At 65.2% G+C, this 13,167-nt stretch carries 11 protein-coding genes and 1 pseudogene; 5 read left to right on the forward strand and 7 right to left on the reverse strand.

Going from position 1 to position 13,167, the window contains the following annotated elements:
• Positions 1 to 132: 132 nt before the first annotated feature.
• Together BUQ73_RS09735 and BUQ73_RS09740 are read left to right on the forward strand one after the other, a co-directional pair.
• Positions 133 to 1,344 carry an acyl-CoA dehydrogenase family protein gene (locus BUQ73_RS09735; protein ID WP_079227647.1) on the forward strand — a complete coding sequence of 404 codons (1,212 nt, stop codon included), beginning with the start codon at positions 133 to 135 and terminating at the stop codon, positions 1,342 to 1,344.
• Positions 1,341 to 2,723 carry an MFS transporter gene (locus tag BUQ73_RS09740; RefSeq protein WP_079227648.1) on the forward strand — a complete coding sequence of 461 codons (1,383 nt, stop codon included), beginning with the start codon at positions 1,341 to 1,343 and terminating at the stop codon, positions 2,721 to 2,723. Before BUQ73_RS09735 ends, BUQ73_RS09740 begins: the two co-directional genes overlap by 4 nt.
• An 82-nt stretch (positions 2,724 to 2,805) precedes the next feature.
• On the opposite strand, the gene sfnR is transcribed toward BUQ73_RS09740, so the two are convergent.
• From sfnR to msuE, 3 genes are read right to left on the reverse strand one after another with little or no spacing between them, the layout of a single operon-like run.
• On the reverse strand, positions 2,806 to 3,906 hold the full coding sequence (sfnR, locus tag BUQ73_RS09745) for a sigma54-dependent transcriptional activator SfnR (RefSeq protein ID WP_079227649.1): 1,101 nt from the start codon (positions 3,904 to 3,906) through the stop codon (positions 2,806 to 2,808).
• Positions 3,907 to 3,915: 9 nt separating this feature from the next.
• Positions 3,916 to 5,100 carry an acyl-CoA dehydrogenase family protein gene (locus tag BUQ73_RS09750; protein ID WP_079227650.1) on the reverse strand — a complete coding sequence of 395 codons (1,185 nt, stop codon included), beginning with the start codon at positions 5,098 to 5,100 and terminating at the stop codon, positions 3,916 to 3,918.
• Positions 5,101 to 5,109: 9 nt separating this feature from the next.
• Positions 5,110 to 5,670, reverse strand: coding sequence for an FMN reductase (msuE, locus tag BUQ73_RS09755; RefSeq protein WP_079227651.1), 561 nt, complete (start codon positions 5,668 to 5,670; stop codon positions 5,110 to 5,112).
• Positions 5,671 to 6,447: 777 nt separating this feature from the next.
• Here msuE and BUQ73_RS09760 point away from each other — a divergent pair.
• Positions 6,448 to 7,935 (forward strand): aldehyde dehydrogenase family protein, encoded by a 1,488-nt coding sequence (locus BUQ73_RS09760; RefSeq protein ID WP_079227652.1) that lies wholly within the window; start codon positions 6,448 to 6,450, stop codon positions 7,933 to 7,935.
• 169 nt (positions 7,936 to 8,104) lie between these two features.
• Here the strand turns inward: BUQ73_RS09760 and BUQ73_RS09765 are convergent, their stop codons facing one another.
• Both BUQ73_RS09765 and BUQ73_RS09770 read right to left on the reverse strand, forming a co-directional pair.
• A complete protein-coding gene (locus tag BUQ73_RS09765) occupies positions 8,105 to 8,953 on the reverse strand; it encodes an ABC transporter permease (RefSeq protein WP_079227653.1) in 849 nt (282 codons plus the stop codon).
• The gene (locus BUQ73_RS09770; RefSeq protein ID WP_079227654.1) at positions 8,950 to 9,966 is read right to left on the reverse strand and encodes an ABC transporter substrate-binding protein; all 1,017 of its coding nucleotides are present in this window, start codon (positions 9,964 to 9,966) and stop codon (positions 8,950 to 8,952) included. Before BUQ73_RS09770 ends, BUQ73_RS09765 begins: the two co-directional genes overlap by 4 nt.
• A gap of 214 nt (positions 9,967 to 10,180) precedes the next feature.
• On the opposite strand from BUQ73_RS09770, the gene BUQ73_RS28595 reads away from it, so the two are divergent.
• Entirely contained in the window at positions 10,181 to 10,567 is a 387-nt protein-coding gene (locus BUQ73_RS28595; RefSeq protein ID WP_237772804.1) for a hypothetical protein, read from the forward strand.
• On the forward strand, positions 10,564 to 10,833 hold the full coding sequence (locus BUQ73_RS28600; protein ID WP_416171809.1) for a hypothetical protein: 270 nt from the start codon (positions 10,564 to 10,566) through the stop codon (positions 10,831 to 10,833). Before BUQ73_RS28595 ends, BUQ73_RS28600 begins: the two co-directional genes overlap by 4 nt.
• Here BUQ73_RS28600 and BUQ73_RS28940 read toward each other — a convergent pair.
• Both BUQ73_RS28940 and BUQ73_RS28945 read right to left on the reverse strand, forming a co-directional pair.
• Positions 10,818 to 11,573 carry a methyl-accepting chemotaxis protein gene (locus tag BUQ73_RS28940; RefSeq protein ID WP_371260267.1) on the reverse strand — a complete coding sequence of 252 codons (756 nt, stop codon included), beginning with the start codon at positions 11,571 to 11,573 and terminating at the stop codon, positions 10,818 to 10,820. The two genes, BUQ73_RS28600 and BUQ73_RS28940, sit on opposite strands and share 16 nt — an antisense overlap.
• Before the next feature lie 150 nt (positions 11,574 to 11,723).
• Positions 11,724 to 12,962: pseudogene (locus BUQ73_RS28945) on the reverse strand (chemotaxis protein); the annotation flags it as partial.
• Between the last annotated feature and the right edge of the window lie 205 nt (positions 12,963 to 13,167).

Below are 13,167 nucleotides of genomic sequence, written 5' to 3' on the forward strand. Positions count from 1 at the left end.
GGACTTGTGGGAGCGGGCTTGCCCGCGAACACCGGCGAAGCCGGTGCCATTCACCGCGTCGAATGCTTCGCGGGCAAGCCCGCTCCCACAGGATCTGCGTTGCTGACTCAAGTGTTGTTAAAGGACTGAACCATGACCACATTCCAACGTTTTCCAACCCAGGCTCCCGCCACCGACATCGCGCAGCTGAAGGCCCGCATCGTCGCCTTGTTGCCAGCCATCGGCGCAGGCGCCGCCCAACGCGAACGCGAACGCCAGCTGCCCCACGAAGCCATCGCCCAACTGGCGGCCGCCGGGCTTTACACTGTGCGTATACCGACCCGGTACGGCGGCCCTGGCGGCAGTGTCAGCGATGTGATCGAACTGCTGCTGCAGGTCGCCGCAGTCGACTCCAACGTCGCCCAGGCCCTGCGCCCGGGCTTCGCCTTCGTCGAAGGCCTGCTGGCCGCGCAGGGCGAAGGCGCCGAGAAGGAGCGCGAGCGCTGGTTCGCGCGTTACCTGCAAGGCGCGGTGATCGGCAATGCCGGCTGGGAACTGGGCGGCGCCAACGGCTCCATCGCGGCACGCCTGGTACGCGAAGGCGAGCACTACCGCGCCAACGGCAGCAAGTTCTACAGCACCGGTGCATTGTTCGCCGATTACGTCAGCGCCGTGGCGCTGGACGAGAACGAGCAGCCGGTGTCGTTCATCCTGCCGCGTGACCGCGAGGGCCTGGAGCTGGTCGATGACTTCGACGCCATGGGCCAGCGCCTCACCGCCAGCGGCACCACGCACCTGCACAACGTGCGGGTCGAGGCCAGCGAGATCCGCACGCGTACCGTCGAGGAGGGCAAGCGCACTGTCGTCACACCGTTCCTGCAGCTGTTCCTCGGTACCGTGCTGGCCGGCATCGCCCGCAACGCGCTGGAAGACGCCACGCGCTTTGCCCGCGAGCATGCCCGTCCGATCAAGCACAGCACGGCCAGCCGTTCGGTGGATGACCCCTACGTGGAACTGTCGGTAGGCGATATCGCCGCCCGTGCCTATGGCGCCGAGGCCCTGGTGCTCAAGGCTGCGGCAAGCATCGACAAGGCCTGGGCCGCGCAGCTGGATGAAGCTGCCGTCGAACAGGCCGCCATCGAAGTCGCGCAGGCCCAGTACCTGGTGGCCGAGCTGGCACTCAAGGCGGGCGAAACCTTGTTCGATGTCGGCGGTGCCTCCACCACTGGCCGCCAGCACAACCTTGACCGGCACTGGCGCAACGCCCGCACCGTGGCCAACCACAACCCGCGCCAGTGGAAGGCGGCGGTAGTCGGTGCCTGGCAGCTCAAGGGCACCCGCCCGCCAGTCTCGGGGCTGTTTTGACCGCCCAGCCGGCGTTGCTGGCCGGCCATCTGCAAAGCCCCAAGGTGCCGGTGATCATCGGCGCCGCGCTGTTCATGGAACTGCTCGACAGCACGGCGGTGATGACCGCCTTGCCGCAGATGGCCGCCGACTTCGGCGAACCGGGGCTGCGCATGAACCTGGTGGTATCGCTGTACATGCTTGCCCTGGCGCTGTGTGTGCCGGTCAGCGGCTGGGCCGCCGAGCGCTTTCGCCCGCGCCAGGTGATGTTGCTGGCGATGGGCCTGTTCACCTCTGCCTCGCTGGCCTGCGCCCTGGCCGAAACGCTCTGGCAGCTGTGCCTGGGGCGCATGCTGCAGGGCGCGGCGGGGGCGTTGATGACGCCGGTGGGGCAGGTGATCATCCTGCGCTGGTCGAGCCGTGAACAGTTGCTGCAAGCCATGTCGTGGCTGGCCTTGCCGGCCTTGGTCGGGCCCCTGATCGGGCCACTGCTTGGCGGCTTGCTGGTGACGGTGCTGTCGTGGCACTGGATCTTCCTGATCAACCTGCCGATCTGCCTGGTCGGCTGTTGGCTGATACTGCGCCATGTGCCGGACTACCCGGCACGGCCGGTGCCGCCGCTGGATGTACGCGGGCTGTTGCTCAGTGGAGGCGCCCTGGCCATGCTGGTGTTCGGCCTGGAGTCGTTGGGGCTGGGGCAATTGCCACGGGCCTGGGCCCTGGCGCTGGTTGCCGCTGGCCTGGCCTGCGCCCTGGGCTACCTGCTGCATGCGCGGCGCCACCCCAGCCCACTGGTCGATCTGTCGCTGTTGCGCTTGCGCAGTTTTGGCGTGGCCCAAGCCGGCGGCGGGCTGTTTCGCCTTGGCTCGGCGGCGCAGCCGTTTCTGATCGTGCTGTTGTTGCAGAACTGCCTGGGCATGAGCCCGCTGGCGGCCGGTTGGCTGGTGGTCAGCGGTGGCGTGGGGGCGCTGCTGATGAAGCTGTTGGCGGTACCGTTGGTGCGGCGCTATGGCTACCGCCGGGTGCTCAGTTGCAATGCCGTGGCCAGCGCTGCAGGGATCGCCCTGTGTGCCAGCTTTGATCGCGATACCGCGGTCTGGCTGATGGCTGTGGTGCTGTTCGCGGCAGGGCTGGTGCGTTCACTTCAGTTCTCGACCTTGGGTGCTGCCAGCTATCAGGACGTACCCGGTGAGCGCTCGGCGGCGGCCAGTTCGCTGTCGGCGATGTCGGTGCAGTTGACCATGGCCATGTCGGTGAGCCTGGCCGGGGTGCTGTTGGGTGTACTGGCCGGCGTTGATGGGCGCAGTGAAACTTCAGTGACGGATATCGCCACGGTGATGCTGCTGTGCGCAGCAATGTGCGGATCGTCGGCGCTGGTGTTCCGACGACTGGCGGGCTGACGGTTCGCGGATAAATCCGCTCCTACAGGATTGGTGTAGGAGCGGATTTATCCGCGAGAGGACGGCATAGACATCCACCTTTTCAGATCGACAACCGCACCACCCGAGCATCCAGCACCGGCTCTTCCTGCGCCCGGCGCTTGTTCACCACCAGCTCCCCGATCGCAATCAGCCGCGTGCGTGTGACGTTGCGCGACAACCCCAGCAACTGCGCGGTATGCACCTGGTTGTAATGGCAGAAGTGGTACGCCGAACGCAGCAGGGCATTCTCGACCTTCTCGTACAGATCCCCGGGCTGTTCTTCATACAACCGGCTGAACGCCTGTTGCAGCAGATCCTCCACGCCATGGCTGGCAGGTTCTTCCTCCTGGCGCTCCAGGCGCAGGTTGGACAAGCGCAGGTCCTGGGCTTGCACCAACCCGTCGCCGCAGGTCAGCAGGCTGTGGTGGATGACGTTCTCCAGCTCACGAATATTGCCTGGCCAGCTGTATTCGACCAGCTTGGCCTGGGCCTTGGGGCTCAGCTCCACCGGCCCGTAGCCCAGCCGCTCGCTGTAGCTGCGGATGAAGTGCCGGGCCAGTGGCAGGATGTCGCCTGGCCGGTCACGCAATGGATGCAGCTGCAAGGTCACCACGTTCAGCCGGTAATACAGGTCTTCACGGAAGTGCCCGGCATTGATCGCTTTCTCCAGCTGCACGTTGGTCGCCGCCAGCACCCGCACATTGATCGGGATGCTCTTGCGCGAGCCCAGGCGTACCACTTCGCGCTCCTGCAACACGCGCAGCAGCTTGACCTGTATCGGCAGCGGCAGGTCACCGATCTCGTCGAGGAACAGCGTGCCGCCATTGGCCTCTTCGAACCAGCCGGCCTTGGCCGCCAGGGCGCCCGTAAAGGCGCCTTTTTCATGGCCGAACAGCTCGGCCTCGACCAGCGATTCGGAGAACGCACCGCAGTTGACCGCGATGAACGGGCCGTTGCGCCGGCCGCTGAGGTTGTGGATGTGGCGCGCGACCAGCTCCTTGCCCGTGCCGGTTTCGCCAATGATCAGGACGCTGGCCTCGCTGGGGGCGACCTGTTGCAGGTGGGCGAGCAGCGCCTGCGACCTTGGGTCTTCGAAGACCTGTGCGGTCGCCCTGATCGAGGTAGCCAGTGTCGGTGACGGGGGGAGGGTCAGCAGTTGCATGAGCGATCCTTAGGAATAGAAGGATGGGGCGGGGCGCTTGCCGCCGAGGGCCCACTCGCCGAGCTCGTGGATACGGTAATCCACTGGGTCGTGCAGGGTTTGCGTCCTCAGGTTGCGCCAGTGTCGGTCGAAGCGCAGTGAAGCGTGGGTGGCGCGGGCGCCTGTGACCTCGAACAGGCGGTTGCAGATGTCCAGGCCGTGGCGCGTGGCCGCGACCTTGGCGGTGCCGATGGCCAGGGCCAGGTCGCCACGTTCCTCGGCGCTCAGCGCCTGTTCCTTGGCCCAGGCGCTGTCGAGCTGGCGGGCGGCGCGGGCGATCAGCAGGCGTACGCTCTCAAGGCCGACCCAGAACTCGCCGTAATGGCGCAGCACGTAAGGGTCTTCGGCGCTGCTGGCAGCAGTTGAGCGGAACCACGGCCGGCTTTCCTTGAGGCTGTACTGGCGCGCTTCGTCGAAGGCACCTTCGGCAATGCCAAGGAACAGGTTGGCGAAGTGCAACTGGGCGATCAGCGGGCGCAGGGCGGCGAACGGTGTGCTCAACGGGCCGGGGTCGAGCAGCAGTTCGCCGTGCTCGACGCGCACCCGTTCGAAAGTGGCGCTGCCACTGTCGGTCTGGCGCTGGCCGATGTTGTTCCAGTCGTTGTGCAAGGTGATGCCAGTGCGCCCGCTGGGGATGGCGGCGATCAGCAGCTTGCCGCCAGCACGCTCGTCCACCGCCGAGGCGATCAGCATCTCCGAGTCGCTGGCGCCGGAGCAGAAGCTCTTCTTGCCAGAGAACTCGCACCAGCCGTCGAAATGCTTGACCACGGTGCGGGTGTCCAGCGGGTTGAGTGCATTGCCCCAGAACCAGTGCTTGCGCGCGGTCTGCTCGAACCAAGGTTGCCACTGGTCCGGGCGCGAGAACAGGCGCACGGTGGCCAGCATCAGGTGGTGGAAGCCGAACACATGGGCGAGCGAACTGTCGACCCGGGCGAACTCGCGTACCACCTCGAAGGTGTCATGCCAGTTCGCACCCTGGCCGCCGAACGCCTGTGGAATCACCAGCGACAGCAAACCGCTGCTGCGCAGGGCATCGCGTTCGGCCTTGGGCGTGCCACCGCGCTCGTCGCGCTCCACCGCGGTCTGGGCGAACTGCATGGCCAGTTCGCGCGCTACTGCCAGTGCCGGGCGGGCCGCATGCAATGGTGCATTCATGGCGGCTCCTCAGGCGCTTTGACGGAGTGCGTGATGGGCGCCGAACAGCGGCACGGCGCGTTCGGCGGCCAGGCGGATGCGCGCATCAAGGGCATCGCTGGAAACACGGTAGTCGGCAAGCTCGGCCTGGCTGGCGTAGACGCCGATCGGCAGGGTCAGGGCCTGCAGGAAGCTGAACAGCGGGCGCAGTTGGTGATCGAGCACCAGTGCGTGGCGTTCGCTGCCGCCGGTCGCGGCGAGCAGCACTGGGGTATCGACCAGTGCGTCCTGGCCGATCAGGTCGAACAGGTGCTTGAAGTGGCCGGGGAAGCTGCCGCGGTAGACCGGCGCGGCCACCACCAGCAAGTCGGCCTTTTCCACCAGGCGCAGCTGCTGCTCCACGGCATCGGGCAGTTCGCTGCGCCACAGCGCGGCGCCCAGTGGCCGGGCGATGTCACCCAGTTCGATCAGGTGTGGCTTGATATGCAGGTGCTGGCCCAGTTCGGCGAGGATGGCCTCGGTCAGGGTCAGCGTGCGCGATGGGCGGGCAGTGCCACCCGAAAGGGCGACGACGTTCAGTGGGGTGCTCATGGGCAGGTCTCCGGTTCTTGTTGAGCGGGGGACTTTGCTTGAGCAATCGTCGTGCCGATTTATTAATTCGTTTTAGATCAACAGGTTGCGTATTTCAGAGAGCTACCGGTGTTGCCTTGTGGGCGTTGTTTGTTGATCAGGTGTTGCGCTGCAGACAGTTGGCCTGATGTTGGCGGCTGTACAGTTGGGAGAGTTATAGCGGAATTGTTTTTTAATAAAAAAGAATAAGAATTTATATTCTTATGCGATTTTTGTTTTTTCAGGTTTACCGCGGGAGTGTGTCGGGGCACACAGGTGCCTGCCTTTAGATGTTCTGCGCTTATGAGAGAGAGCGCCGCCCGCGCGGCGCATCGCGGATAAATCCGCTCCTACATTTGTTGCAACGTGCCGAACCTGCAACGCCATGGTCGCCTGCCTTGGCGCATGTCTTGAGCCTTGCAAACAAGGCTGACAACCATGGCCTGACAGACATGGCCACGTTGCAACAAATGTAGGAGCGGATTTATCCGCGATGCGCCGCGCGGGCGGTGCTCGATCTCACAGGCACAGAAGATCTCAAGGCATAAAAAAAGCCCGCTGACCGAGCGGGCTGAAAGGAACAACGCTTGCGTGATTCAGTGAACGCAGTGTGCCGAGCGGCCCGGGTTGGCGATTTGGCCAGCGTGACATTCTCTTGAGGCTGCCTGACAAAACGCCATGCGGGGCTGGCAGGCGGGTAGGCGGGCGTTTGAAGATCGGCCGGCACACCTTTTTGCACTGCCATCCAGGAGTCATGTCATGAGCGATATCCAGCTGTTACCTGCCGTGGTCGAGTTCCTCGACAGGCCCCATGGCCACTTCATCGAGGGCCAGTACCTGGCGGGCGAGGCGGGGCCGTCGATCGATATCCATGACCCGTCCAGCGGCACGGTCATCGGCCGGGTGGCCGAGGCCAGCGATGCCGAGGTCGAACGAGCGGTGCGCAGTGCGCGGCAAGCCTTCAAGGGGGCCTGGGCCGAAACTTCGCCCTATCAGAAAGGTGTGGTGCTGAACCGCCTGGCCGATCTGATCGAGGCCAATGCCGAAGAGCTGGCGCAGCTGGAAACCCTGTGCTCGGGCAAGTCGATCAACCTCACCCGGGGCCTTGAAATCGCCCAGAGCGTGGTGTTCCTGCGCTACTTCGCCGGTTGGGCGAGCAAGATCACCGGGCAGACCATGACGCCGTCGATCCCGTCGTTCGCCGGCGAGCGCTACACCGCGTTTACCCTGCGCGAGCCTGTAGGGGTGGTGGCCGGGATCGTGCCGTGGAATTTCTCGGTGATGATCGGCATCTGGAAAATCGCCTCGGCGCTGGTCACCGGTTGCACCATCGTCATCAAGCCCAGCGAGTTCACCCCGCTGACGCTGCTGCGCATCGCTGAACTGGCCATCGAAGCAGGTGTGCCGGCAGGCGCGCTCAACGTGCTGAACGGCCGTGGCCAGGCCGGGCAGCGGCTGATCGAGCACCCGGACGTGGCCAAGGTGGCCTTCACAGGTTCCGTGCCGACCGGCATTGCCGTGGGCAAGGCGGCCATGGCGGCCAACCTGACCCGCGCCACCCTGGAACTGGGCGGCAAGAATGCCGCGGCGCTGTTGGCCGATGTCGACGTCGACGGCGCGGTGGCCGGGATCGTGCAAACGGCCTACGTGCACCAGGGGCAGGTGTGCGCATCGCCCGAGCGCCTTTACGTGCACCACAGCAAGGTCGAAGAGTTCACCCGCAAGCTGGGCGCGGCGCTGGGGCAGATGAAGATTGGCTCGGCGCTCGACCCTGAAGCGCAGTTCGGGCCGTTGGCCAATGCTGCGCACCTGCAGAAGATTCTCGGCTTCTTCGAGCGCGCGCGGGCCAACAACACGGTGATCTGTGGTGCCAGGGCGGTTGACCGGCCGGGGTACTTCGTCGAGCCGACGGTGGTGCTGGCCAATGGTGCCAACGACCCGTTGCTGCATGAGGAAACCTTCGGGCCGATCGTCTGTGTGTTGCCGTTCGACAATGAGCAAGAATTGGTCGAGCTGATGAACGACAGCCCGTATGGCCTGACTGCCAGCCTGTGGACCAACGACCTGTCCAAGGCACTGCGGCTGATTCCGCAGATCGAGGCTGGCACGGTGTGGGTCAACATGCATACCTTCCTCGACCCGGCGGTGCCGTTTGGCGGGACCAAGGCCTCCGGGGTGGGGCGTGAGTTCGGCAGTGCGTTCATCGAGGATTACACCGAGTTGAAGTCGGTGATGATCAGGTACTGAACTGACGCGCACACCTGTAGGAGCGGCCTTGCCGGGGCGCCGGACCGGTCGGAACGGGCCGCGAAGCGGCCCCGACGATTTTGCGACATGCATAGATCCTGGGGCCGCTTCGCAGCCCGTTCCGACCGGTCCGGCGCCCCGGCAAGGCCGCTCCTACAACAGATCGCGTTTAGCGGGTGCTGCGCCCATAGGCCTGGCTGATGCGGTCGATCACCATCGCCAGTGCGACGATGGCCAACCCCGCTTCCACCCCTTGGCCGACATTGAGCGTCTGGATCCCCGCCAGTACATCCTCACCCAACCCACGGGCACCGATCATCGAGGCCACCACCACCATCGACAAAGCCATCATCACCGACTGGTTGAGCCCGGCCATGATGCTTGGCAACGCCAGCGGCAGGGCGATGCGCCGCAGCCGCTGCCAACGGCCGGCACCCAGGCCGTGGGCGGCCTGCAGCAACGAGGGATCGATCTGGCTCAGGCCCAGCTCGGTCAGCCGTACCAGCGGCGGCAGGGCATAGATCACGGTGGCGAACACTGCCGGTACCTTGCCCAGCCCAAACAGCATCAGCACCGGGATCAGGTAGACGAAGGCCGGCAGCGTCTGCATCACGTCCAGCACCGGCATCAGCAGGCGCCGGGCCAGTGGGCGAGTGGCCAGGAGAATGCCCAGCGGCACACCGATCAGCACACACAGGCCGGTACTGACCAGCACCAGGGCCAGGGTCTGCAGGAGTTTGTCCCACAGCCCGAGCATGCCGATGAACGCCAGCAGCGCGACCAGCACCACGCTGCGCAGCAGGCTGCGGCTGGCGTGCCAGGCGAGCAGGCCGACCAGCAGCAACAGCAGCCACCAGGGCATCAGGCGCAGCAGGTTCTCCAAGCCTACCAGCAGTTGCAGGAGTTGATCGGAGACGCTGCGCAGGTGGTCGCCATAGCGCAGTACGAGCCAGTCGACCAGGCGGTTGATCGCGTCGGCGAATGACACTTGCAAGGCGGCGGGGAAGCCAGCACTCACAGGCTGGCCTCGACCTTGCTGGCCACGTCAGCCGGTAGCCAGGCCTTCCATACATCCGGGTTGGCGCGCAGGAAGGCCTTGGCGGCATCGGCAGGCTGCTGGCGTTTTTCGTTCATCTCGGCCAGGGCCTTGTTCAGCCGGTCGATGGGCAAATCGACTTTTTCGAACACCGCTACCAGCTCCGGGTAGCCATCGCGAAAGGCTTTGGACACACCGACCGACAGCTTTGCCGGCAACGACTGGCTGCCTTTCGGATTGGGGTTTTTTGCGTCGGTCAGGGTGGCCCAGGCCGCGGCATCGAACGCTGGCTCCTGCAGCCGCACCAGGTCGTAGCGGCCAATCAGCGGGGTAGGGCTCCAGTAATAGAACAGCACCGGCTGGCCGCGGCGGATGGCCGAACCGATTTCAGCGTCCAGCGCGGCGCCCGAGCCACTGCGGAAGTTGTTGTACAGGCCGTCGAGCCCATAGGCCTTGAGCTTCTGGCTGTTGACGGTTTCGGAGGTCCAGCCGCTGGGGCTGTTGAGGAAGCGGCCCTTGTCGGGCATCTCGGGGTCGCGGAACACCTGCGGGTAGCGCTTGAGGTCTTCAACGCTGCGCAGTTCCGGTGCCAGCGGCTTCAGCCCGCGAGCCGGGTCGCCCTTGATCACATAGGCCGGTACCCACCAGCCTTCTTCGGCATTCTTCACCGTGTCGCCCAGGGCGAACACCTGGCCGGCCTGCTCGGCCTTGACCCAGGCGGGGCTGCGCCCGGCCCATTCTTCGGCGATCACCTGCAGGTCGTTGCGCGCCAGCGCCACTTCCATGCTCACGGTGCTGCCGGGCAGCGTGTCGGTGGGGTAGCCGTAACCGTGCTCGACGATCAGGCGCAGGATCTCGGTGGTCAGCGCGCCGCTTTCCCAATTGATGGCGCCGAAGTGGATGGGCGCGCGGGCTTCTGCCGAGGCGGCGCTGTCGGTGCTGGCCAAGCCTATTGCAAGCAACAGGCCGGCCAGCAGCGTTGTAACTTTTCTCATCAGGACCTCGAAGGTTGTCGCTCCTTGTGCCGGGCAAGTGTAGTCCACCGGTCAAGGCGCCTTGGCGCCAACTGCGGAACAGCTTCTGTCTGTCAATGAATGGTAGTGGCTGCAAGGTTTTGCCCCTCGCCCGCATTCGCAGGGCTGTAGCGACGACAGGAGTACGAGATGAGCTTGAATCTGGATTTCGTGTATTACCGGAATTTCACCTTCGATGGGCACTTTCCTGCCATCGCTGCACGACAAGACCTGGTGGGATGTCACCCGGGCGTTGAGCCAGCGTGGCGCTGTGGTACTGAATGCCGCGTGCAACGGCACGAGTGCGGCCGATGACCGCGCTGGCACGACCGCAGGCTATGGGGTGGACCTGGACCAGTGGCGTTACTTCGACGACCACGGCGACGCGATTCTGGTGGGCGCCTGCCATTCCTGGGATGGCAAACCCCATCAGTACTCCAATTACAACTACCGCTACCGGATGCTCAATGCCTGGGGCGACAGTGTCGCGACGCTGGGTTATGGCGTTCAGCAAAAAAGGACGGACACGACCGCGACTACACCGACAACTATAGCGGCACCTCCAGCGCCACGCCGCTGGTGACTGGCGCACTGGCGTTGATCCAGTCCTACGCCATTGAACAGCACCACCTGTACCTGAACGCCAACCAGATGCACCTGCTGGTGATGCAGTCTGGCTACAAGGATGCCACGTTGCCTGCTAGCGACAAGTTGCCGATGGGCGCCCGGCCGAACGTGCTGGGCGCCTTGGTATTGCTCGATCAGATCCTGCAGGCCGGCAGGTTTCACCTGCCGGATGATGGTTTCTGCGGCGACGACTGCGCGCCGCAGGGTCAGACCCGGAACTGATCCATCAATGCCTGCTGCTGGTTGGCCAGGCTGTTCAGCGACTGGCTGACCCGCGCGGATTCGTTGGCTTGCCCCGACAGCGACTCGGTGACATCGCGGATGGTCGCCACGTTGCTGTTGATCTCTTCGGCCACCGCGCTCTGCTCTTCGGCGGCCGAGGCGATCTGCAGGTTCATGTCGGTGATCACGCTCACCGCCTGGCCGATGCGCTGCAGCGCGGTCACGGCCTGGCCGACTTGCTCGACACCGCCCTGGGCCTGGCGGTGGCTGTGGTCCATGCTGCCGACCACATCGCGGGTGCCGGCTTGCAGGGCTTCGATCACCTGGCGGGTTTCTTCCACCGATTCCTGGGTGCGCTGGGCCAGGTTGCGCACTTCGTCGGCAACCACGGCAAAGCCACGCCCGGCCTCACCGGCACGGGCCGCCTCGATGGCGGCGTTGAGCGCCAGCAGGTTGGTCTGTTCGGCGATCGAACGGATCACCTCCAGCACCGAGCCGATCTTCTCGCTGTTCTGCGCCAGGCCTTCGACTTCGGTCATGGCCGCGCTCATGTTGGCGGCCAGGGCATCGATGCTGGTGGTGGTGCGGTCGATCACCGCCAGGCCTTCGCGGGTGGCCTGGTCGGCCTCGCGCGCAGCTTGCGCGGCTTGGGCGGCGCTGCGGGCGACGTCCTGGGCGGTGGCGCTCATTTCGTGGGAGGCAGTGGCCACCTGGTCGACCTGGCGGTACTGCTGTTCCATGCCGGCACTGGTTTCAGTGGCGATGGCCGAGGACTGGTCGGCGGTGCCGCGGGCGGCCTGCACTGAGCGTTTGACCTCGGCGATGGTCGGTTGCAGCTTGTCGAGGAAGCGGTTGAACCAGCCGGCCAGCTCGCCGAGTTCATCGCGCTTGTCGTAGGTCAGACGGCGGGTCAGGTCGCCTTCGCCGCTGGCGATGTCCTTGAGCATCGCCGCCACGCCGAGGATCGGCCTGGTCACGCCCCGGGCCATCAGCCACACCAGCAGCAGGCCGGCGATCGCGGCAGCCAGGCCCAGGCCTAGCTCCAGCAGGGTGCCGCTGGTGTTCAGGGTGTCCAGCTCTTGCTTGAGCGCTTCGGCGGGGCCGGTCAGGGCATTTTCCGGCACATCCAGCAGCACGCCCCAGGGCTGGGCGCCGGGGATCGGCTCGAAGGCGGCCAGCACTTTCAGGCGTGCCTGGTCGTGGAGGATGCTGAGCTTGCCATTGGCCAGTTTGCGCACCAGTTCGGCGCCTTGGCGCGGGTCGACCTGGTCAAAGCGCTGGGCCAGCTTGCTGGCGTCGGCGCTGTAGCCGGCCAACAGGCCGACTGGGCTTAGGATGCCGACCGTGGTGCGGCCCTCGTAGAGGCTGCGGCTGGCGTCCTGGCTAAGGGCCTGCAGGCTGTTGAGGTTGATGTCGATGGACAGGGTGGCAATGATCTTGCCGTTGACCGCCAGTGGGAAGACGATGCTGGTCATCAGCACGCGCTGGCCGTCGATGTCATAGAAGTACGGCTCCACCACGCAGACTTTGCCGGTGCTGCGCGGGCAGCTCCACCAGGTGTTTGCCGGCTGGCCGCTGGGGCCGATCTCGGTGTTGGCCATGTCGTGTTCGGGCAGGGCCATGGCGGTCAGCTGGCCCGCGCGCGGCTGCGACCAGTACAGGGCGAAGCGCCCGGTCTCGTTGCTGCCCAGCTCGGGTTTACCGGCGAACAGGCTGTCCTTGTTGTCCAGCGCATTGGGCTCGAACACCAGCGACAGGCCGAGCAGGTCAGGGTTGGCCTGCAGCGCGGCGCGCACCTGGCGGGTCAGGTCTTCGCGCAGGTCGAAGGCGTCGAGGAAGCGTTTTTCCGCCTGTTCACGCAGGAACAGCACCTGGCGCGAGAAACCTGCGCCGTACTGGTAGGCGTCCATGAACTGGCGGCGGATGTTCAGGGCCTGCACTTCGCCTTGCGACTCGATACGCGCCTGCGCGGCTTCGGTGAGCATCTGCATGCTGCTGGCCTTGACCAGGTCCGAGCTGTGGTCCATGCGGTACAGCGAGAGGCCGACCAGCAGGGTGACGATGCCGGCGAGGCAGAGACCGGCGAGCAGGGTGATTTTCCATTGGATGGAAAGTTGTCGCAAAGGCATGGGGGCGAATCCCTTTTTCTGGCAGTAAGGGTTTTGGTGTTGGGGCTGGGAGGTGTTTGCCTTGAGGTATTCGGCGCCTGTGAGATCGAGCGCCGCCCGCGCGGCGCATCGCGGATAAATCCGCTCCTACATCTGTTGCAACGTGCCGAACCTGTTTCGCCATGGTTGCCAGCCTTGGCGCATGTCTTGAATCGTGCAAACCGGC

Source organism: Pseudomonas putida, from assembly GCF_002025705.1.
GTDB classification, from domain to species: domain Bacteria; phylum Pseudomonadota; class Gammaproteobacteria; order Pseudomonadales; family Pseudomonadaceae; genus Aquipseudomonas; species Aquipseudomonas putida_J.

Coding starts and splice junctions, on each gene's coding strand:
- BUQ73_RS09735 (WP_079227647.1), top strand. CDS start 133: ATGACCACATTCCAACGTTTTCCAACCCAGGCTCCCGCCACCGACATC.
- sfnR (WP_079227649.1), bottom strand. CDS start 3,906: ATGCAACTGCTGACCCTCCCCCCGTCACCGACACTGGCTACCTCGATC.
- BUQ73_RS09750 (WP_079227650.1), bottom strand. CDS start 5,100: ATGAATGCACCATTGCATGCGGCCCGCCCGGCACTGGCAGTAGCGCGC.
- msuE (WP_079227651.1), bottom strand. CDS start 5,670: ATGAGCACCCCACTGAACGTCGTCGCCCTTTCGGGTGGCACTGCCCGC.
- BUQ73_RS09760 (WP_079227652.1), top strand. CDS start 6,448: ATGAGCGATATCCAGCTGTTACCTGCCGTGGTCGAGTTCCTCGACAGG.
- BUQ73_RS09770 (WP_079227654.1), bottom strand. CDS start 9,966: ATGAGAAAAGTTACAACGCTGCTGGCCGGCCTGTTGCTTGCAATAGGC.
- BUQ73_RS28595 (WP_237772804.1), top strand. CDS start 10,181: ATGGGCACTTTCCTGCCATCGCTGCACGACAAGACCTGGTGGGATGTC.
- BUQ73_RS28940 (WP_371260267.1), bottom strand. CDS start 11,573: ATGGAACAGCAGTACCGCCAGGTCGACCAGGTGGCCACTGCCTCCCAC.